We start from the raw sequence: 22,537 nt of genomic DNA on the forward strand, positions 1-22,537 counted from the left end.
ATGGTTTCTACAGATAAAGCTGTTAACCCAAGCAATGTAATGGGAGCCAGTAAACGAATCGCAGAAAAATATGTACAGTCTCTATTCTTAAAAAATCAAAGAGAAAACATTCAAGGAGGGACAAAATTTATAACGACTCGTTTTGGAAATGTTCTAGGTTCAAATGGGTCAGTCGTTCCGTTATTTACTAAACAAATTGCAGAAGGTGGGCCTGTAACAATCACACATCAAGATATTATACGTTATTTCATGACAATTCCAGAAGCTTGTCAACTTGTATTGGAAGCTGGAGCTATGGGGAATGGAGGAGAAATCTATATTTTTGATATGGGTAAGCCAGTTAGAATTATCGATTTAGCCCGAAAAATGATTAAGCTGGCTGGTTTTATACCAGATAAAGAAATCAAAATTAAAATTGTTGGTCTAAGACCTGGAGAAAAGCTTTATGAAGAATTATTAAATGATACTTCAAAAACTCTTCCAACATATCATAATAAAATTATGATTGCGCAAGAAATTCAAGACGAGTATGAGAATCTTCATATTGATGTTGATGAATTAATTGGAATTGCTGATTTTTACGAAAATGATGATATTGTTGCTAAAATGAAAAAAATAGTTCCAGAATTTAAAAGTATGAATTCGACTTTTGAAGTTTTAGATAAATAATATTAAACAAAAATAAAATCAAATATAATCAAGAGGTGTTTTTTAAACGCCTTTTGACATTTTTAAACAAATTCTAAAATATTAAAAATCTTGTTAATTTTTTAAAATAAGATTTTTACGCTCTTAAATGGATTCTAAAAATACAAACGATTGGTTGTTTGAGATAACACCAAAAAATAAATTTCTTACGCTCAATTTTAAGGAAATTTGGCAGTATAGAGATTTATTAATGCTTTTTGTTAAAAGAGATATTATAACAGTTTATAAACAAACTGTTTTGGGGCCTCTATGGTATTTAATACAGCCTTTGTTTACTTCTATTACTTTTACTATTATTTTTAATAACGTTGCAGGAATTAAGACTGGAACGATTCCTCCATTTTTATTCAATTTAGCAGGAATAATGGTTTGGAATTATTTTACGGCTTGTTTAAATGGGACTTCTGATACATTTAAATCTAATGCCAATATATTTGGGAAAGTATATTTTCCAAGAATTATTACTCCTTTGTCTATAGTGATTTCGAACTTAATTAAATTTGGGATTCAATTAGGTATATTTATTTTCTTTTACATTTTCTTTTATTTTCAAGGAGTAGATTTACAACTTAATGTATCTATATTATTTTTCCCAATCTTAATTTCAGTTATGGGAATTTTGGGACTAGGTTTAGGAATGATGATTTCTTCAATGGTTACAAAATATAGGGATCTAAATAATTTAGTTGGTTTCGGCGTACAGCTTTTAATGTATATATCTGCCGTAATGTACCCGATGGAATTAATAAAAGAAAAACTCCCAAAATTTGGATGGATTGTAGAATACAATCCATTAGCTTATGTGATAGAAACTTCACGTTATATGTTATTAAATATTGGGAATATATCAATTTTAGGTTTAATATATACAATGGTAGTTACAATTGTTGTTTTCTTTACTGGATTATTAGTTTTTAATAGAACAGAAAAAAGCTTTATAGATACCGTATAAATGAAAGATATAATACTAAAAGCCGAAAATATTTCTAAACAATACCGCTTAGGTCAAGTCGGTACAGGAACTTTAAGTCATGATTTGAATCGATGGTGGCATAAAATTAGAGGAAAAGAAAATCCATATCTAAAAATTGGAGATACTAACGATCGTTCTACCAAAGGAACGTCAGATTATGTTTGGGCTTTAAAAGATATAAATTTTGAAGTTGAAAGAGGTGAAGTTTTAGGAATTATTGGAAAAAATGGAGCAGGAAAATCTACGCTTTTAAAAATACTTTCAAAAGTTACGGCTCCAACAACAGGTAATATAAAATCACGAGGGCGTATCGCTTCTTTGCTAGAAGTTGGAACAGGGTTTAACGGAGAGATGACAGGAAGAGAAAATATTTTTCTTAATGGAGCTATTTTAGGAATGACCAAAAAGGAAATTACTTCAAAGCTTGATGAAATTATTGAATTTTCAGGTTGTGAGCGCTATATAGACACTCCTGTAAAAAGATATAGTTCTGGAATGACAGTTCGTTTAGCATTTGCTGTTGCGGCTTTTCTAGAGCCTGAAATTTTAGTGGTTGATGAGGTTTTGGCAGTTGGTGATGCTGAATTTCAAAGGAAAGCGATTGGTAAAATGCAGGATATTTCAAGACAAGGTGGTAGAACTGTTTTATTTGTAAGTCATAATATGCAAGCAGTAAGTACTCTTACAACAAAATGCATTATCATGCAAAACGGAGGAATAATCTTTGAAGGTGAAACAGGGGCTGCAATTTCTAAATATTTGGCTTTAGAATATACCAAAGATAATATTTACTTAGCGGAGCCAAAATTAGATAAAGCTTCAATCACTAAGGTAGAATTAAAGACTACATTGCCTAATAACGTTCAAAGGAATAATGAAGCGTTTGAAATAGATATTCAGATATTTGTGCCAGAGGCTTTAGAACAAGCGGCTATTGCTATTCAGGCAATTAATGAGAATGAATCTCCAATGTTGTATTCTTGGAATTTTGATAAAAATATACCATTTGCGAAAAAGAAAGGCTATTACAATTTAACTTGCAAAATTCCACGATTAAGGCTTTTTATGGGGAAATATAGTCTTATTATTCATTTTGCAGATAACAATGGCCTCAATAAATTGGAAACTATCAGTGAAATATGCCCTTTTGAAGTTGTAATGTTTGGGATAGTACACCCATATAAATGGGTTGCAGGGACTTGCGCATATATTGAAGAAGCTGAGTGGGAGGTTAAATTTGTAGATGAAATCTAGATGGGACTAAAAAAATTAGTTAAGAAAATTCTAATTGTATTTTCTTCACAGAAGAAGGATCTAGAGGCAGAGAAAAAATATATCATTGGGAATAATGTAGAGTTTTTTGCATCTGAGATAGGAGATTATTCATATATTTCTCCGAGTTCGAAAATACATTCTACAACCATAGGTAAGTTTTGTTCGATTGGTCCGCATGTTATAATTGGTTATGGAGATCATCCTACTGAATTTTTGAGTACAAGTCCATTATTTTATTATGGTACAAAGAAATTTGACATCAAAATTGCAACGAAAGATTATTTTGATCATCATCAGAAAGTAATCATTAAAAATGATGTTTGGATTGGGGCTAATGTATATATCAAAAATGGTATAACAATTGGCAACGGAGCTGTCATTGCCGCTGGAGCTACGGTGATTAATGATGTACCAGACTACGCCATTGTAGGAGGTGTGCCAGCAAAGATAATTAAGTATCGATTTGATAGCAAAATTATAAATGAATTACTCGAAATTAAATGGTGGGATTGGGAAATTTCGAGAATTAAAAAGAATCATAATTTTTTTGTGATGAAAAATATTGAAGATGTTTTTAAAGTGCTAAAAAATGAAAGTGAATAAAAATAATTCGGATGACGGTTTTTTTCACATTAAATTAAGTTATTCAAATTTAGACAGATATTACATTAGAACTTCTATTTTAAATGCATTAACAAAGAATTTGAATAGATTTGATGGAAAAATATTAGATATAGGTTGTGGCAAAATGCCATATAGAAATTATATTCTTAAAAATAGTGAGGTAACAAATTATATTGGTCTTGATATAGAGGAAGCACTGGTTTATGATTCGGAGATAAAACCAGACTTTACTTGGAATGGAATCAATATGCCTTTTGAAGACAACTCTTTTGATTGTGCATTTGGAACAGAAGTTTTAGAGCATTGTCCAGAACCAGAAAGAATTTTAAAAGAAGTTTATAGGGTTTTAAAAGAGAACGGTGTTTTTTTCTTTACAGTTCCATTTTTATGGAATCTTCATGAAGTGCCTCATGATGAATATAGATACACCCCTTTTTCCTTACAACGACATCTTGAGAATTCAGGATTTGATAATATTGAAATTAAAGCGTTAGGTGGCTGGCACGCTTCGATGGCACAAATGATGGGGTTATGGGTAAGTAGAGCTCCGATGAGTGGTAAAAAGAGAAAAATTCTGTCTTTAATTATAAAACCTTTAATTCATTATTTAATAAAAAAGGATAAAAGTTTGAATACAGATTTTAAAGAAGGACAAATGATAACTGGACTATATGGCTTTGCAAAAAAATAAAATCGCGATTGTATCTCCAGGACAAAATATCTATTCGGAGACTTTTATTCAGGAGCAAAAAAAAGGATTGAAAGGAGAAATTTTTTATTATTTTAATGGAACCGTACCAACTTTTCTAGAAAATAAAGGAAAGTTATTTTCAAAATTTGACCTAATCATCTTTAAGATAAAACAAAAAATAGCTTTTACTAAATTTAGTGCCACAGAACAGGCCTTTATACGGTCACTCAAAAAAAATAAGATAGATGTAGTTTTGGCACAATATGGTCCAACAGCAGATAAAATTGTTTCAGTCTGCGAAAAATTAAATCTACCTTTAATAACTCACTTTCATGGTTATGATGCTTCAGAGTATTCTATCATAACGCAATGCAATAATTACAAAGAAGTATTTTTATATAGCAAATATGTTATTGCTGTATCTTTATCAATGAGGCAAAGATTAATTGAGCTTGGTTGCCCAAATGAGAAAATTGTCTACAATGTCTATGGACCAAATTCTATTTTTTTAGATGTTAAACCTTCATTTAAAAACTCAACTTTTATAGCTGTAGGACGTTTTGTAAATAAGAAAGCTCCATATTATACTATTTTAGCCTTTAATAAAGTTTTGAATAAATTTCCAGATGCAAAATTAGTTATTGGCGGAAACGGAGTATTGTACGAAACCTGTGTAAATTTGATACGTTATTTAAAAATAGATAAAAATGTATCGTTGCCTGGAATAATTGGAAGAGAAGATTTTCTTGGATATTTAGAAGACTCTTTAGCTTTTGTTCAACATTCAGTAACTGCAATTTCTGGAGATCAAGAAGGTACACCTGTCGCAATTTTAGAGGCTTCTGCTGCAGGATTGCCTGTTATTTCAACCCAACATGCTGGCATTCCTGATGTCATCATTGATGGCAAAACCGGTTTTTTAGTCGAAGAGCATGATGTAGAAATGATGGCAGAAAAGATGATATTTTTTCTAGAAAATAGAAGTTTGGCAAAGCAATTTGGTGAAAAAGGGAAAGAACTCGTAAAAAGTAATTTTGCGTTAAAGAAACATTTAGATGTAATAGACGATCTAATAGAAAAAGCCTTAATTAAAAGGTAAGTATTCTATAATTTCTATTACTGCTTTATACGATTTAGAAATGTTAATCAAAGAAAATTAGAAAATATGGATACGATTGATAAATCTAAAATTGCCATTCTTACCACTGTTGCAAATTTTGAGTTGTATAAAAGAACAGCTACAATTTTTCCAGAGGAGATTGATAAAATCGTTATTGATGGAACTAATGGTATGTATGGTTTAGAGAGTATAAACTATATGTTTAAGAAACTCAACAATAAAAAGTATGAGTGGATTATAATGGCAGATGAAGACATTTTTTTCTATGATTCTAATCTTGTTTTCGATTTGATTACGTACATGGACAAAAATGATTATCAAATATCTGGAGTTAGAGATGGTGGATTAATTAAACACAGAATTAATAACCCAGAAGTAATTAACACTTTTTTCTCTGTAATAAATTTCAAGAAATTATCAGAAATATATGACTTTGAGTCAATCAAAGAGCATCAAATATTTATCCCAGAAATTTTTGAGAATAAAGACTATTCTTTTTTAAAATACGATTATGATATAAAGAGCCTTGATGAACCGTATTACTGTTTTTATTTTTGGGCTATTCTAAAAGGCTTTAAAATTTTATATCTCGATACGATAAATCCAGTTAATAATGACGAAACGGGAAATATAGTTCTTGATGTAAATGGAAATAAAATAGCTTTTCACAGTTGGTATGCTCGAGCCTATAAAGTCCATGAAAAACAAACCAAAAGAATTGATCATTATATAAAAGAATTTAAGATTGAAGAAGCATCAATCAATTTAAAAGACGTCCAAATTTTTAAAAGGAGATTTTTTAATTTTAAGAAAAGACTTAAAAAAAGTATAAAAAAATATATAGGAAAATGATAACAATAATTTTTCCTTATCGCAATAGAGAATCCGTCCGGGTTAAACGCTCTTTAGATTCGCTGAAAGAACAGACAAATTCTGATTTTGAAGTTGTTTTTGTAGACTATGGCTCAAATTCAGTTTCAGCATCCAATATTAAAGCCTTGATGGCTAATTATAAATTTGTAAAATACATTTATAATTATTCAGAATTTCAGCCTTGGTCAAGAGCTAAAGCAATTAACATTGGACTAAAAAATGCTACCACAGAGTACATATTTACAGCTGATGTTGATATGATTTTTAGTCCAAATTTTGTTTGTAAACTTCATGAATTAAAAAATCCACTTAAAGGCTATTATTTTAAAGTTGGTTTCTTGAATGAAAAAGAATCAGAATCTGATAAGAAATTTCAAGATTTTGAAATTGATTTTAGCAGTGGAGTTGGCGCGCAAGGATTATCATTATTTCATCTTAATAGTTTGAAAGAAGTAAGAGGATATGATGAGTTTTTGCATTTTTGGGGAGCTGAAGATATCGATATTCATAATCGATTAGGAAAAAATGGTATTGAAAGTGTTTTTTATTCGGAAGAAATTTTAATGCTTCATCAATGGCATATTAGCTATAGAAAAGAAGAAAAAAAAGTGCTTACAAAAGATCTGCAACTGACAGATATTATAAAAATAAATAATCAAAAACTGTTAGCAAATACCAAAAATAAGGGAGTACAAGTTAATAGTATAAACTGGGGAGCTGGTATTTGTAAAAATGATTTTGAGATTTTAAAAAAGGACAGGCAAGAAAAAATAATGCTTAACAAAAAAGAGGTTGTCAGCCACTTTCTGTTTTGTGAATTACCGAATTTTGAAGGCGATATTTTAAACATTAGTTTTATGGAAGATCCTTTTCAGAATTCTCTGAAATATAAATTAAAGAAAATTCTAGGCAAAAAAGTTCCTAAATATTATACTTTAAAAGAAATTAATGATTTACTGTTGCTTCATATTATTTCTTTTTACCATACTTTTCCTTACTTGTACGAGGTCGGTGACGAATTAAATAGTATCAGATTCAAAATAAAAAAATAAGTGATTAGAAAAGCAGCCTCAAAAGAATTGAGCTGTTTCGAAAATATAAATCTCATGAATGAGCCTAAAGTTTCTGTAATAATTCCAACATATAATCGTGCACACATTATTAGTGAGACGCTAGATAGTATACTAAACCAAACTTATCAAAATTGGGAATGTATTATTGTCGATGATGGTTCAAATGACGATACAGAAAATATAATAAATAAATATTTAAAAGACGATAATCGTTTCAAGTTTTACCGCCGTCCAGATGATCGTTTAAAGGGAGCGAATGCTTGCAGAAATTATGGGATTGAAAATAGTTGTGGGGCATATATAATGTTTTTAGATTCAGATGATATTTGTGAGTCTTTTTGCTTAGAAGAAAGGGTAAAGATAGTTACTAGTGACCTTTCGATAGATTTATTAATTAGAGATGGAGCTTTTCTTCTTGATGATGTAAAACAATCATTTTCCTTTAACAAAGATCCAGAATTAAAGGAAAGTACAAATTATTTAAGGATGTTCTTAAGTTATACAATTCCTTGGCAGACTACCGCAGGTTTGTATAAAAAAAGTTGCATTAGAAATTGTAAGTTTGATGAAAATCTAAAACGATTTCAAGATGTAAGTTTCAATGTAAAAGTACTTTCGCAAACAAATCAATTAAAATTATATAGAGATTTTAAGATTGATACTTATTATAGAGTAGATGAATCTAAAGTTTTAAATAATAATCTCATTTCTAATATACTTGAATCCTTAGTTATATTTTACGATATACACTCAGATTTGTTAACGAAACAGAATTACCTTGCTGATTTTAGAAAATTTAGCTGTAAAATTATTCTAGAATTTGCTATTCCGCATTTTGATAAAAATAAAAAAGAGGTTAATTTACTTTTCAAATGGTTTTTAAGATCAGATTTGTATTCATTTAAGCAAAAGACTTGTTTGTTAAATTTAATGTTATTATTAAATACTAGACTTTTCAGTATTAAAGGTGTTGGAATGAATAAATTCCGAGTTCATCTAAAAAAAGTCATAAATAAATAAAATGGAGGTTAAAATTTTAGTATCTATAATTGTCCCTTGTTATAAACAAGCACATTTTTTAGATGAGACATTGCAGTCTGTTTTAAATCAAAATTATAATAATTGGGAATGTATAATTGTTAATGATGGAAGTCCAGACGATACAGAGCTTGTAGCATCAAAATGGTGTGCTAAAGATGATAGATTCAAGTATCTTTTTAAAGAAAATGGAGGGCTTTCGAGTGCGAGAAATGCTGGAATTAAAATTTCTAAAGGAGAGTTCATCCTTCCTTTAGATTCAGATGATTTTTTGCACGAAAATTATTTGTCAAGATTAATTCCGGAACTTAATAAGGATCTAAGTCTAGGGATTGTTTCATGTCAAAGCTATTTTTTTAGAGACAAAAAAAGTAATATCATTTTTGAAACCAAAGTTTCTGGCTCTAATTATCGTGACCTCATGTATGAAAACATAATGATGGCATCTTCATTATATAGAAAGGAATGTTGGGAGCAAGTTGGAGGATATGATGAAAATATGAAAAATGGATTTGAGGATTGGGAGTTTTGGATTAACATAACAAAAAGATCATGGAAATTCAAATTTGTAGAGGAATCATTGTTTTATTATAGAAAAGCTAAAAAATCGATGTTGATTGACACGTTACAAAATCATGCGCAGAATAATGTAGAATATATATATATGAAACATAAGGAAATTTATGTTGAAAATTTTGACATGACCTTATCCTATTTTATTTTTCTATTAAAAAGATATAGTCAGAGTGAAAAAAAAATTAAGAATTCACTAGAATATAAAATAGCTAAAATAATAATGAAGCCTTTTAGAATTTTACAAAAAATAAATTTTTTAAAATATTTGAAGTAAATACTTTTGAATACGTAATAAATAATTAAGAATGATTTCAGTTGTAATCAGAAATAAAAATCAAGCAAAAGCATTAGAGTTTTTACTAAGAAATCTTAGGCAAAGATATAATGATGACATTCATGAAATTATTGTAATTGATAACTTGTCTATAGATGAAAGTGAAGTAATTGTTGAGAAATATGGAGCCAGATTTGTGTCTATTGTAGATTTTAGTTACGGAGAAAGTGCAAATCTTGCAGCAGCTCAGGCTAGTCAAAAAATAGTGGTTATTTTTAGTGCACATTCATATCCGGTAAGTCATGATTTCTTTAAACTAATAAAAGAGAAATTTCGAAACAATGAAAATCTAGCAGGTTTGAGGTGTCTTCATAGTTCAAATGATTATAAGAATTTTATAAATAATGTTTTGGCAAAAGAGGATCCGAATAAATCGGGATTAATTTTTTCGGGATCTGCTTTTAATAGAGAAGTATGGAAGAAACATAATTTTAGAAGTGATGTCGCGACTTTTGAAGATAAAGAATGGACAAAAAGAGTATTGAAAGAGGGATACGATATCGAGTTTGTTGAATCAATTTTTCATTATGAAATTAAAAGAACAAAGAAGCAAGTTTTTTTTAGATTCAAAAATGATATAATTGGTAACTACCAACTTTGGCATGAGGACATCTCATTCTTTTCAGCCTTTAAAGGGCTCATTAAGTCGCTTTTGATATTATTGAAAAATTTTGCAGTTGATATCTATTATACATTTTTACGATTTTGGTTTAAAATTAAATTTATATTGAAAAGGCCTAATAAATTCTAAAACTGAATAGTTAATAAATGAATTCATACTCTTATTTAAAGAGACAAATTAAAAAGGTAAATTTTATGAAAAAAACCGCTATAATTCCACTTCGTAAAAATTCAAAAGGAATTCCTGGGAAAAATAAAAAGAAAATGCTTGGAAGACCACTTTTTTCATGGGTTTTAACAGAAGCTATTTTCTCAGAATTAGATGAGGTTTATATTTTTACAGACGATCAAGATATTATTGATTATATCAAGAGAGAATATTTTTGGACTCCAAAAGTAAAGACGCTTTTAAGGAATGACGAAAATGCTTCTGACACCGCATCTACAGAAAGCGCCATGCTGGAATTTGCAACATTGGTAAAAAACGATTTTGATGTGCTGTGCTTATTGCAGGCAACTTCTCCAATGACAAAAGCCCAAGATATTAATACTGCATTAAACGAAATCCTTATCAATAAAAAAGAATCGGCTTTGACTGTTGTCAATACACACCGTTTTATTTGGAATTCAAATGGAACTCCAAGTAATTATGATGTTTTTAAAAGACCAAGACGCCAAGATTTTGATGGATTATTGATTGAAAATGGAGCTGTTTATGTTACCACAAAAGACGCTTTCTTAAATTCTAAAAATAGAGTAAGCGGTTCTATTGGCTTGGTAAAAATGGCAGAAGAATCTCTTGTAGAAATTGATAGTTTATCTGATTGGGATATTATTGAAAAACTTTTAGGAGATCGTCAGAAAAAACAAAAATTGCACCAAAGAATAGATTATTTAGTTTTAGATGTCGATGGCGTTTTTACAGATGGATGTGTCTATTATGATGCCAATGGCGAAATGGCTAAAAAGTTTGATATGCGCGACGGAATGGGCTTGGAAATTCTAAGACAAAATAATGTCGAAGTTGTAGTTATGACTTCAGAAAATTCTGAATTAGTTGCGCAGAGAATGAAGAAATTGCAGATTAAACATATATTTTTAGGAGTAAAAGATAAATTTTCCTTTTTAACACATTTTCTTTCAGAGAGAAATAGTAGTTTTGGCGCCGTTTCCTACGTGGGTGATGACGTAAATGATTTGACTAATATTTGTAGTGTTGGATGGTCTTTTGCACCAGCTGATGCAACAGATATTGTAAAAGCAAATGCAGATTATGTTTTAACATACCAATCTGGAGGTGGAGCAATACGAGAAACTTGTGAAATTTTATTAAAGTATAATAAACGTTATGAAGGAATTTAAAAAACCTTATGTGATTGCAGAAATTGGATGTAATCATAAAGGCGAAATGGAAATAGCAAAGGAATTAATTAAAATTGCAAAGATCTTCGGAAACGCAGATGCAGTAAAATTCCAAAAGCGCAATAATAAAGAACTTCTAACAGAGGAACAATATTATGCTCCGCATCCAAATGCTTCTAATTCTTATGGAGAGACTTATGGTGCACATAGAGAGTTCTTAGAATTTGATGTTGAACAGCATAGAGAGTTAAAATCATATTGCGAAGAAATCGGAATTATATATTCTACATCGGTTTGGGATACAACTTCAGCAAAAGAAATCGCATCATTAAATCCAGATTTTATTAAAATACCATCTGCTTGCAACAACAATTTTGAAATGTTGGAATGGCTTAGCGAAAATTATTCGGGAGAAATTCATATTTCTACAGGAATGACAACTAAAGATGAGACAGATACTTTGGTTGAATTTTTTACTAAAAAAGAAAGAAACCAAGATTTAGTTTTATACAACTGTACATCGGGTTATCCGGTTCCCTTTGAAGATGTTTGCTTATTAGATATTAATATCTTACAGCAAAAGTATGGTCATTTGGTAAAGCATATAGGCTTTTCGGGTCATCATTTAGGAATTGCTGTAGATATAGCTGCATATACTTTAGGAGCTAATATTATAGAAAGACATTATACCCTAGACAGAACTTGGAAAGGTACAGATCATGCTGCTTCATTAGAACCAATGGGTTTACGCAAACTTACTCGTGATCTTCAGGCGGTCTATCAAGCGTTGACTTTTAAGTCTGCCGATATTTTGCCAATCGAACAAATTCAAAGAGACAAACTAAAAAACAAAAAAGTACAAGCTTAAAAGGATTTCAATTAAAGCCATTTAAATATCTTAACCGTAACAGAGGCTAAAAATGAAGATGTAAAATTTTCCTATTAGATTCTATTTAAATTAAAATGAAAAAAAACATATTTATTTTTTTGCCTGATGGTGTTGGACTTCGAAATTTTGCCTTAACCTCTTTTAAAGAAATTGGAGAACAAAATGATTTCGATATTACATATTGGAACAACACTCCATTTTCGATTAAGGAGAAACTAGGTTTTGAAGAATTAAAAATTCAAGAAAAAGGATTACATCCGTTAACAACAGTTTATAGCCGCGCACGTAAAAGAATGGAATTAAATTTCTTTGATAAGAAATTTAAAGAGGTGGTTTACAATACCTATAATTTTCCGCAATCTTATAAAGGAGTTGCTAATCTTGCTAAAAGTTTAATGGTCGATGCTTTGACAACTTTTGGATCTAACGAAAAAGGAATCAAATTTGTTAGAAAGCAAATAAAAAAAGGTGAGCGAACTACAAGTAAATACAAAGAAAGTAAAAGACAATTAGAAAAATACAAACCAGATTTTGTTTTTTGCACCAATCAGCGCCCAACTCAAGCAATTGCTTCTATTTTAGCAGCACAAGACTTAGGAATTCCAACAGGAACTTTTATCTTTTCTTGGGATAATCTTCCTAAAGCAACGACGCTAGTAGAAACTGATTATTATTTTGTGTGGAGTGAACACATGAAAAAAGAGGTTTTAATGTATTGTCCTTATGTAAAAGAAAACCAGATTTTTGTAACAGGAACACCTCAGTTCGAAAGTCATTTTGATAAAACAATTTTACAATCAAAAGAAGAATTTTATAATTCACATGATCTCGACTTAAACAAAAAATATATTTGTTATTCTGGTGATGATATAGTTACATCTCCTTTAGATCAATACTATTTAGAAGATTTAGCATTATCAGTTAGAGAATTAAACCAAAATGGATATTCTTTAGGAATCATTTACCGAAAATGCCCAGTAGACTTTACAGATCGTTATGATGAGGTTTTGAAGAAATATCAAGATGTTATTGTAAACATTGATCCGTTATGGAGTCCAGTTGGGGAAAGTTGGAATGAAATTATGCCGACAAAAGAAGATTTTGCATTGCAGGCAAATATTTGTGAATACACAGAATTTGTTGGTAATATTGCTTCATCAATGGTATTTGATTTTTCTGCTCACGATAAATCTTGCTTATTTTTTGATTACGAACAGCCACAACTTAGAAAGGGAATTCGTGATATTGGGCAAAATTACAAATACATTCATTTTAGATCAAAACCCTCAGAGGAGGCTGCTTTATGGATAAGAGATAAAAAAGATCTAACCAATATGGTTAAAGATATTATTGACGGAAAAATTTCAAGTGTTAAAGACAGTAAAAAGTGGTTTGAGATTATTGTTGGACCAAATCCTACTCAAGCATCTGAAAAAATTTGGAAAAGTTTAAACTGCATTTTAAAAAAGTAGATATTTATGTTCTTTAACTCGCTGGCATTTGCCATCTTTTTGCCAATTGTTTTTTTTCTATATTGGTTTGTTTTCAATAAAACCAAAAATACCCAAAATGCTTTATTAATTGTTGCAAGCTATTATTTCTATTCTTGTTGGGATTGGAGGTTTCTATTTCTGCTAGTTTTTTCAACATTTTTAGATTATTTCACAGGAATTCAAATCGAGAAAAGTAATTCGGGAAAAAGTCGAAAATTTTGGTTTTGGCTTAGTATTTTGGTGAATTTAGGATTTCTAGGAGTCTTTAAATACTATAACTTCTTTGCAACTTCATTTGCAGAAATGTTTACTTCATTTGGCTTTAAAGTAAGTCCAATGTTATTGAATGTAGTTTTACCTGTTGGAATTTCATTTTACACTTTCCATGGATTATCTTATGTAATTGATATTTATTATAAAAGAATTAAAGCAGAATATAATTTTATAGATTATTCTTTATTTGTAAGTTACTTTCCTCTTTTAGTTGCTGGACCAATTGAAAGAGCAACGCATTTACTTCCAGAGTTAAAAGAAAAACGCGAGTTTAATTTAGAAAAAGCAAAAGAGGGAGTTTATCAAATTGTTTGGGGACTTGTTAAAAAAGTGGTTATTGCAGATACTTGTGCAGTTTATGCTAATGCTATTTTTGATCATTATCAGTCAATGAATTCTTTTTCATTAATTATGGGGGCAATTTATTTTGCGTTTCAGATTTATGGAGATTTCTCAGGATATTCAGATATCGCACTAGGGGTTTCTAAATTATTTGGTTTAGACTTATTACGAAACTTTAATTATCCATATTTTTCAAGAGATATAGCAGAGTTTTGGCGTCGTTGGCATATCTCACTTTCTTCTTGGTTTAGAGATTATTTATATATTCCTCTAGGTGGAAGCAAAGGTGGACTTTGGATGAAAATCCGAAATACATTTATCATTTTTGTTGTTAGTGGATTCTGGCATGGAGCCAACTGGACATATATTGTTTGGGGATTTATAAATGCTGTTTATTTCCTTCCGCTATTGATTTCAAATAGTAATAGAAATAATATGGATTCTATAGTTCTAAAATGGAATCTAGATTCTGTCAAAGTATTGTTTAGTATTCTGACGACATTTTTATTGACTTGTATTGCTTGGGTATTTTTTAGAGCAAAAACTATTACAGATGCTGTTTTGTATCTAAAAAGAATATTTACTAACGGCGAGTTTAGCCCTCAGTATTTAGATAACGAACGTTATAATTATGAGTTATTATTGATTATTGGATTATTTGTTCTTGTGGAGTGGAACAACAGAACCAAAGTCGAACCAATTTCTGGAAAAAGAAGTTTTTTGAAAATGGCATTGGCTATTTTGGCAATACTAGCTCTTGGAACTTATTCGGATTATAAAGAATTTATTTATTTCCAGTTTTAATGAAGAAGTTTTTATTGTACATATTAGGAATTTTTCTTTTAACAGCTGTGATAGCAGTTCTTTTGGACGGATTGTATACTTATGCTTTTATACAGTCCAAAAATCGTGGAAAAATAGAAACCGTTTTCAATTCTACAGCAAAGAAGTATGATGTGGTTATTTTAGGCTCTTCAAGAGCTAATAACCATTTTGTTTCTCAAATGTTCGAAGATAAAGGATTAAAAACGTTTAACTACGGAATGAGTGGCGGACATTTATTTGAAGCTTCATTAATGTTAAAATTAATGATAGAAAGAAAATATGAAATAAAAAATTTAATTCTCGAAGCCGATTTAAATCTTTCTAATGATCAGGAATCTGAAGGAGTTGCTGCAAAATTTCTGCCATATATTCATTGTTCAAAAGTCATAAAAGATCAATTTTCGAAAGAAAAACACTTTAATGAATTGTATTACATCCCTTTTTATAGATATATAAAATTTGATTCTAAAATTGGTTTTCGTGAGATTTATAAAATAGCTAAAAATGAAAAAACTAACGCTCTAGATAATTTAGGATATTATCCTTTGGAAAAGCATAAGAACGGCAATATGAAAAATAACATTGCCAATTTGAAGCCATTGCCACACAATAAATATTATGAAGAGATTAAAAATATTTGCAAAAAGAACGACATCAATTTTATTGCTGTTATGACGCCAATGTGCGAGAATGTTGTTGGAATGAATTACTTTGATAAGTTAAAAAAGGCGTATCCTGAAATTCATAATTATGAAAATGTTGTTATAGAAAATAAATATTTTTCTTCTTGCGGGCATATGACAGATCAAGGTGCAAAATTATTTACAGCAAGAATTATTTATGATTTTTTTAATAAATAAAATTAAAGGGTAAATTATTTTATGAAAAAACGACAATTTCTGCTTTATTTATTAAAGATCTTAGTTCTGGTTTTCGTTTTGGCCTTTATATTGGATCAAGCATACTCGTTTATTTTTCTTCAATCTAACAAAAGGGATAAAATAGGGTTGATATATAATTCCAAGCCAAAAGAATATGACGTCGTAATATTAGGTTCTTCTAGAGCAAATAATCATTTCGTAACTCAGATGTTTGAAGAGAGGGGGTTGAAAACATATAACTTTGGAATGCCGGGATCTAAATTATTCGAATCAGATTTGGTTTTGAAATTATTATTAGAGAAAAAAAACAAAATCAAAAATGTTATAATTGATGTTGATATTACATTAAGATCAGAAGAAAAAAAATCAGAAGGTACAATTCTGAAATTTTTACCATTTTTACATCGTTCGCCTGCAATAAAAAAACACTATGAAAGCTTAGAGAATTTTAATAGCCTATATTATATTCCATTTTATAGATATTTAAAATATGATGCAAAGATCGGGTTTAGACAGATGTTTTTTTACATATTGGATAAAAAAGCAAAAGATCTTCAATATGGAGGATACGAACCAAAATTTGAAAATGAAGAACTACATTTTGAAGATTTTACTTTTCCTCCCCAAAAGAATAAATATTATGAGGAAATTAAAAGGATTTGTAAATTAAATAATATCAGATTAATTCCTGTCATGACACCAATATGTAGCAAATTAATAGGAAAAGATTATTTTCAAAAGGTAAATTTATTATATCCAGAAATTTATAATTATGAAGACAGAGTTGATGATGATAAATATTTTTCTTCTTGTGCGCACATGAACGATGCAGGAGCTAAAAAATTTACAGAAATAATTTTAGAAGACTTTTTTCCTAAATAAACTTTCTCGAGAGTATTTTTCATATGATTACATACAGTAAAATAGGTAAAAAAGGAAATTTGGGAAATCAGCTTTTTCAAATAGCCTCTACAATAGGATTGGCGACCAAAAATGATCGTGAATTCGTTTTTTTACTATGGAAATATCAAGATGCGTTTAAAAATAAATTGCCTTTTCTATCAGCAAATCTAGAAGATTTTGTAGACATCGAAGAAAAAGAGTATCATTTTCATAAATGGAATTTTGAAACTCAAAATTATGATGTCAATGGTTGGCTTCAAACAGAAAAATATTTTGATACAGAGTTAACCAAGCACTATTTTGATTTTTCAGATTCTTTGAAAGAAAAAATAAGTAAATTATACAGGAAAACATTTGAAAAAAGAACCATACTGATATCTATAAGAAGAGGAGATTTTGTAAACCATAAAGACTATTTTCAGCTTCCAATACATTATTATTTAAATAGTTTAGCAACTTTTTTTCCGAATTGGGAGTCCTGCAATCTTGTTATTTTGAGCGATGATATTAACTATTGCAAGTATCATTTTTCATTTTTAGAGAATGCCTTTTTTGGAGATGGTTTAAATGAGCCAGAACAACTTTGTTTAGGAGCAATGTGTAATGATTTTATAATAAGTAATTCTACTTTTTCTTGGTGGACCGCTTGGTTGGGAGAAAAGAAGGATTCGAAGATTATAAGACCATTGAAAAATTTTGACGGACAAAAAAGCAAAGAATTTGATGACAAAGATTATTATCCTGAAAGATGGACAGAATATAACCATATAGATCAAAAAATTGAGCTGACCGATGTGTCATTTGCTATAAATACTCAAAAAAACAAGGAAGAAATAAAAACATATATATCTGATTATTTTAAAGCTGATTTTGTTTTGAGTGAAAATAATTCAGAAACTCAAAAAAATGTTTATTTCATTAATAAGGATTACTTCATACCTCCAGTTTTAATATATTTTTCTTGGCTAAAACTTGAAAAATCAAATTTTAATTTGATAATTAATAATGTAATTCAAATATTTGAAGTTTCTAAATGTTTGAATTATAATGAATTTACACCGCAAAATGACTTTGGTTTTTTCTCTAAGATATTTTCATTTTCCAATAAAGATAAAGGAAAGAAAAATGATAATTGGGAGGTTTATTTAAAAAAGAATTTAAAGGAAGAAGGCACAAATCAAAATGAAATTTTAATAGATTTTTCTGCAGGTAGATTTCTTAATGTCGCGGGTTATAAATTCAGTTTTAAGAGATTTTTGAAACGAAAGGAAAATGATTTGAAGCGTAGCATAAAGAAAAAATTGTATAAAATAAAAAAATGAAACCAAACCTACACGTTGCTTATATAGTATCACATTATCCTCATAAGGCTTTCGGACATGATGGAGGAATTGGAACTAGTGTTTTTACTTTGGTCGAAAGACTAAGAAAATCCAATGTGCAAGTTTCTGTATTTGTGTATGGCCAACAAGAAGAATTTGTTATTGAAGAAGAAAATGTTACAATTTATAGTTTAAGTAATAGTAAGGGGAAATATTTTAATTTTTACTGGAATAGAAAAAAAATAGAAAAATTTATCCAGAAGACTATTTTAGAAAATAAAATTGAGATCATTGAGGCTCCAGATTGGACCGGGATTACAGCTTTGATGTCTTTTAATATTCCTTTAGTAATTCGTTTTCATGGAAGTGATGCTTATTTCTGTCATTTAGATAATAGAAAACAAAAGCTTAAAAATTTTTGGTTCGAAAAGCTTGCCATTAATGGAGCAAAAGCATTCATAGCTCCGACCAAATTTGCGGGAGAAGTTTCCAAGAATCTTTTTAATATAAAAGGAAAAGAAATCAAGACCATTCATTATGGTTTGGATCTTAAGAATTTTGAAAACGAAACATCTGAAATATTTGAAAAAGATCTGATTCTATATGCTGGTACTTTAATTAGAAAAAAAGGAGTTTTAGAACTTCCAGAAATTTTTAATAAAGTACGAAAGGTTTTTCCGAATGCTAAATTAGTTTTAATAGGAGGCGATGCTCCTGATTTGAAAACAAACTCAAGATCAACTTGGGAATTAATGAAGAATTTATTTACCGAAGATGACTTGAAAAGCGTAAATTATTTAGGAAGAATCCCGTATGACGAAATTCAAAACTACATAAAAAATGCAAATGTGTGTGTTTTTCCAACTTTTGCAGAAACTTTAGGAATGGTAACTATAGAATCTATGGCAATGCAAAAAGCAGTTGTAAATAGTAATATTGGCTGGTCTCAGGAATTAATTATAGATGGAGAAAGTGGTTTTTTGGTTCATCCTTCAAATCATGATTTATACGCAGAAAGAATTAAACAGATTTTAGGGAACACTCTTTTAGCACAAAAAACAGGTAAAATTGCGAGAGCGCAAGTAGAAGAAAAATTTGACATTGATAAGCTTGTACTTAAAAACATCGAATTTTACAGAAATATTTTAAATCAAAAGAAGTAAGAGTGTGATAATAGTTTATCATCAAAATAATAAAATTGTTGAGGTTGACTTTTGTGAAGAAAATATTTTGTTTTCTGAAAAGAGTATAGCTTGTAATTTATTTCAGATAGCTGAGAAATATCCTCAAGAGCTTATTATTTGGTGCCGCTTAGATTTAAAGTCAAATTTAAATACAAATAAATTTGATGAAATTTTTCATCATAAGAAAATTACAGCCTCTTATAATGTATCAGTAGATTCGTTAATGTCAGAAATAATAGGATATGTAGACGAATCACTATTTTTAAATATTAAAAAAGACATTAATTATCCGACTTGGATGATGAGCGGAGATGTTGGTGGAATTCATGCAGAAGTTCTAAATACATTAAATAATAAAATTAAAGTTGATGTAAATTTTGACTTTTTTTTGCATTCAATGGCAAAATTAGCATCATTAGCAGGGCTTTTTTGTTATTCGGAACCATTGTTAATTAAGGATGTTCTCAAAAATAAAGGAAAACATAAAAGGAATAACTTTTTGACATTTCGTTTTGTTAAACAACATTACAAAACACGTTGGACTTTTTTATTATTTTTAAACGTATTACTCTATGAAAAAAAAATATTTTTTCTACCATTTTTGTACAGTATTTGGTTTAAAAAACGAAAGTTAGATGGAGATTTATTAGACAAAATAAAAGTACAATCTACCAAGAAAACTATTGATAAGAAGACAATCGATATCATTATTCCAACAATTGGAAGAAAAAAATATCTTTACGATATCTTGAAAGATTTATCGAATCAGACTCTTTTGCCCGAAAATGTTATTATAGTGGAACAAAATTCAGATTTAAATAGTAGTTCAGAGTTAGACTATTTAGTAAATGAAAATTGGCTTTTCAATATAAAACATACGTTTACGAAACAGACTGGAGCCTGTAATGCGCGAAATTTAGCTTTAAAAGAAGTTGAAAGTGAATGGATTTTTATGGCAGACGATGATATTCGAATTGCAAATGATTTTTTAGAAAAAGCATTAGGTTTAATTGAAAAAGAAGGTGCAGAACAGATAACTTTTGGGTGTTATGAACTTAATTATCCTGAGTATAAAAAGGAAAAACAAAAAATTCAATGGGACAATTTCGGTTCAGGTTGCAGTGTGGTAAAAGCAAACAATATTAAAGCTATTTTTTACAATACCAGTTTTGAATTTGGTTACGGTGAAGACAGTGATTTTGGAGCTCAGTTAAGAAATTCTGGGTTTGATATTATTTATGCGCCTAAACCAGAAATTATTCATCTTAAAGCACCAATTGGAGGATTTAGGACAAAACCGATTTTAGCTTGGCAACAAGATAAAATTCAGCCAAAACCTTCACCAACAGTAATGCTTTACAAAATTCTAAATTTAAAACAACAACAACTTAACGGTTATCAAACGGTTTTGTTTTTTAAATTTTATAAAGAGCAAAATATTAAAAATCCAATAAAGTACTTTTTAAACTTTCGCAAACAATGGAAGGTAAGTTTGTTTTGGGCAAAGAAATTAAAACAATAATTTTATTCAAATAAATTGATAAAATCGATTTCAATAAATAGTAATGCAATAAAACAGATTTATGCTTTTGATGAAAATCAAAAACATAAATTGAGCATTGACCTTACCAAAATAAATCTTTCTGAACATTACTCTTTTGATATTGAAATTGTATTTGAACAGCCTATTCTCGAATTTAGAAATCATGATTATAAATGGGTAAAATGTGACGAAGATAGAATTGCAAACCAATTTTGTCCTAAAATAATAAAACTTCAAAACGGACAATTGGTTCAAAGTAATATTCATTTTGGAATTTGGGAAATAAGTAAAAAAAGAAATAATGTTTTACTTTGGCGTTTCAATCCTGATTTTTCGCAACCGATCACTGTTTATTCAGGAAATTCTAATAGAAAAGTTTTGGAATCGTCTAAAAAGAATTTTGATTTCCCAGAACATCCAGCTCTTTTATTTCCTAAATATCACGCTTTGGAGTTCAGCAGATCTAAATATCCGTTTACTGCTATAGCTTGTTTTACGGATCATTGTGATTTTGATACTGCAGAAAATCTTTCGTTACAAAGAATGTTTTTCAAAGAAAATCGAATAAAAATTACAAAAGGTTTTTTCTTAAATCATTTTTCGAAACGTGCTGATAATGCTTCATTTCAAAATGATAAAGAAGAACTTTTGAAATGGGAAAACGATGGACATGAATTGTGTTATCATTCCCTTTCGCAATCCATAAAAAACGAAGCTGGGAGTTTTGAAGATTTTGCGGCATTTGTTCCACCCTTAAAGGATATAAAAGTATGGATTGATCATGGATATCAGCCGTATAATTTTTCTCTTTTAAAGCAAAATAGGCTGAGCGATAAAGAGTTTGAAAAAACGTTAAGCGATAAAAATATCAATACGCTTTGGAATTATATAGACTCAGGAACTTCCACGAGTGGAGTTATTAATCAATTAAATTCTCGACATTTTACATTAGGAGGTTTTTTAAAAGGAAATAAAAATTTGGGTTTTGTAAAAAAAATCCAGCTGATGATTAAAAACATTGTCTTTCATTATTACAATGATGAAGATATGATTATAAAATATAAAAGTGTTGCGGGTAATTTTAAGAAGATTGTTTTTCAAAAAAAGATAAAGTTTGTTTTACCTTTTCTTAAAAATTCTTTTGATCTTGGATTGTCCATTTTTTCAATACTTTTATCTTGGAATACCTCTAAAAACAAACCTTATAAGTTGGCAAAATATTCGCCTATTGTTTTTAAACATAAAATTGCAGAAAAAGAGTTTTATATTTTTCAAACTTTAGAAATGCTTGATTTTCAAAAATCTTTATCTAAAAATAATCTTGAAACGCTTATTAATGAAAAAGGTATTTTTATAGCGCATACTTATTTTTCTGTACCAATGGAATATCATAAAGGACGATTATTTTCGGATCCTAAAACCATTGATATTAAGGTATCTGATAATTTTAAATTTTTAGGAGAAAAAATCAGAAACAAAGAAATTTGGAATCCGACATTAACAGAACTTATTGAATATTGGAAAAACTTCGAAACAATTGTTTTAAATATTGATCAAAATGGTGATCTATTTGCAGAAATGAATTCGATTTTAGACATGAGAAAATTAAACTAA

General features: G+C 29.2%; 21 protein-coding genes. All 21 read left to right on the forward strand.

The features are described from left to right. Positions 1-669: polysaccharide biosynthesis protein (locus tag B3J44_RS03250; protein WP_286965757.1), on the forward strand; the 669-nt coding region annotated here is incomplete at its 5' end. 127 nt (positions 670-796) lie between these two features. After that, positions 797-1,660, forward strand: coding sequence for an ABC transporter permease (locus tag B3J44_RS03255; RefSeq protein WP_286965759.1), 864 nt, complete (start codon positions 797-799; stop codon positions 1,658-1,660). Continuing rightward, complete coding sequence (locus B3J44_RS03260) at positions 1,661-2,935, forward strand: polysaccharide ABC transporter ATP-binding protein (RefSeq protein ID WP_286965761.1); 1,275 nt, start codon at positions 1,661-1,663, stop codon at positions 2,933-2,935. After that, the gene (locus B3J44_RS03265) at positions 2,936-3,559 is read left to right on the forward strand and encodes a CatB-related O-acetyltransferase (protein ID WP_286965763.1); all 624 of its coding nucleotides are present in this window, start codon (positions 2,936-2,938) and stop codon (positions 3,557-3,559) included. It begins immediately after the preceding gene. Next, positions 3,546-4,271, forward strand: a complete 726-nt coding sequence (locus tag B3J44_RS03270) for a class I SAM-dependent methyltransferase (protein ID WP_286965765.1) — start codon at positions 3,546-3,548, stop codon at positions 4,269-4,271. The genes B3J44_RS03265 and B3J44_RS03270 overlap by 14 nt, the downstream gene beginning before the upstream one ends. Next, positions 4,252-5,370, forward strand: coding sequence for a glycosyltransferase (locus B3J44_RS03275; RefSeq protein ID WP_286965767.1), 1,119 nt, complete (start codon positions 4,252-4,254; stop codon positions 5,368-5,370). The genes B3J44_RS03270 and B3J44_RS03275 overlap by 20 nt, the downstream gene beginning before the upstream one ends. Positions 5,371-5,436: 66 nt before the next feature. Continuing rightward, positions 5,437-6,243, forward strand: coding sequence for a hypothetical protein (locus B3J44_RS03280; RefSeq protein WP_286965768.1), 807 nt, complete (start codon positions 5,437-5,439; stop codon positions 6,241-6,243). Beyond that, positions 6,240-7,316 (forward strand): glycosyltransferase family 2 protein, encoded by a 1,077-nt coding sequence (locus B3J44_RS03285; RefSeq protein ID WP_286965770.1) that lies wholly within the window; start codon positions 6,240-6,242, stop codon positions 7,314-7,316. The genes B3J44_RS03280 and B3J44_RS03285 overlap by 4 nt, the downstream gene beginning before the upstream one ends. Further along, entirely contained in the window at positions 7,317-8,357 is a 1,041-nt protein-coding gene (locus tag B3J44_RS03290; RefSeq protein WP_286965771.1) for a glycosyltransferase family 2 protein, read from the forward strand. 1 nt (position 8,358) lies between these two features. After that, positions 8,359-9,225, forward strand: a complete 867-nt coding sequence (locus B3J44_RS03295; RefSeq protein WP_198857728.1) for a glycosyltransferase family 2 protein — start codon at positions 8,359-8,361, stop codon at positions 9,223-9,225. Between the two features lie 31 nt (positions 9,226-9,256). Next, a complete protein-coding gene (locus B3J44_RS03300; RefSeq protein ID WP_198857727.1) occupies positions 9,257-10,036 on the forward strand; it encodes a glycosyltransferase in 780 nt (259 codons plus the stop codon). A gap of 65 nt (positions 10,037-10,101) precedes the next feature. After that, positions 10,102-11,268, forward strand: coding sequence for an acylneuraminate cytidylyltransferase (locus tag B3J44_RS03305; protein WP_286965773.1), 1,167 nt, complete (start codon positions 10,102-10,104; stop codon positions 11,266-11,268). Beyond that, positions 11,255-12,136 (forward strand): N-acetylneuraminate synthase family protein, encoded by an 882-nt coding sequence (locus B3J44_RS03310; RefSeq protein WP_286965774.1) that lies wholly within the window; start codon positions 11,255-11,257, stop codon positions 12,134-12,136. Before B3J44_RS03305 ends, B3J44_RS03310 begins: the two co-directional genes overlap by 14 nt. Before the next feature lie 95 nt (positions 12,137-12,231). After that, on the forward strand, positions 12,232-13,629 hold the full coding sequence (locus B3J44_RS03315; protein ID WP_286965776.1) for a UDP-glycosyltransferase: 1,398 nt from the start codon (positions 12,232-12,234) through the stop codon (positions 13,627-13,629). 6 nt (positions 13,630-13,635) lie between these two features. After that, positions 13,636-15,069, forward strand: coding sequence for an MBOAT family O-acyltransferase (locus B3J44_RS03320; protein WP_286965777.1), 1,434 nt, complete (start codon positions 13,636-13,638; stop codon positions 15,067-15,069). Beyond that, a complete protein-coding gene (locus B3J44_RS03325) occupies positions 15,069-15,950 on the forward strand; it encodes a hypothetical protein (RefSeq protein WP_286965778.1) in 882 nt (293 codons plus the stop codon). The genes B3J44_RS03320 and B3J44_RS03325 overlap by 1 nt, the downstream gene beginning before the upstream one ends. Before the next feature lie 21 nt (positions 15,951-15,971). After that, the gene (locus tag B3J44_RS03330; RefSeq protein WP_286965779.1) at positions 15,972-16,853 is read left to right on the forward strand and encodes a hypothetical protein; all 882 of its coding nucleotides are present in this window, start codon (positions 15,972-15,974) and stop codon (positions 16,851-16,853) included. Between the two features lie 23 nt (positions 16,854-16,876). After that, positions 16,877-18,196 carry an alpha-1,2-fucosyltransferase gene (locus B3J44_RS03335; RefSeq protein WP_286965780.1) on the forward strand — a complete coding sequence of 440 codons (1,320 nt, stop codon included), beginning with the start codon at positions 16,877-16,879 and terminating at the stop codon, positions 18,194-18,196. Then, a complete protein-coding gene (locus B3J44_RS03340) occupies positions 18,193-19,359 on the forward strand; it encodes a glycosyltransferase family 4 protein (protein ID WP_286965781.1) in 1,167 nt (388 codons plus the stop codon). Before B3J44_RS03335 ends, B3J44_RS03340 begins: the two co-directional genes overlap by 4 nt. A 4-nt stretch (positions 19,360-19,363) precedes the next feature. Continuing rightward, entirely contained in the window at positions 19,364-20,902 is a 1,539-nt protein-coding gene (locus B3J44_RS03345) for a glycosyltransferase family 2 protein (protein ID WP_286965782.1), read from the forward strand. A 15-nt stretch (positions 20,903-20,917) separates the two neighbouring features. Beyond that, positions 20,918-22,537, forward strand: coding sequence for a hypothetical protein (locus B3J44_RS03350; protein WP_286965783.1), 1,620 nt, complete (start codon positions 20,918-20,920; stop codon positions 22,535-22,537).

Source organism: Flavobacterium sp. UBA4854, assembly GCF_002399805.1.
In the GTDB taxonomy this organism is placed as follows: Bacteria; Bacteroidota; Bacteroidia; order Flavobacteriales; family Flavobacteriaceae; genus Flavobacterium; species Flavobacterium ginsengisoli.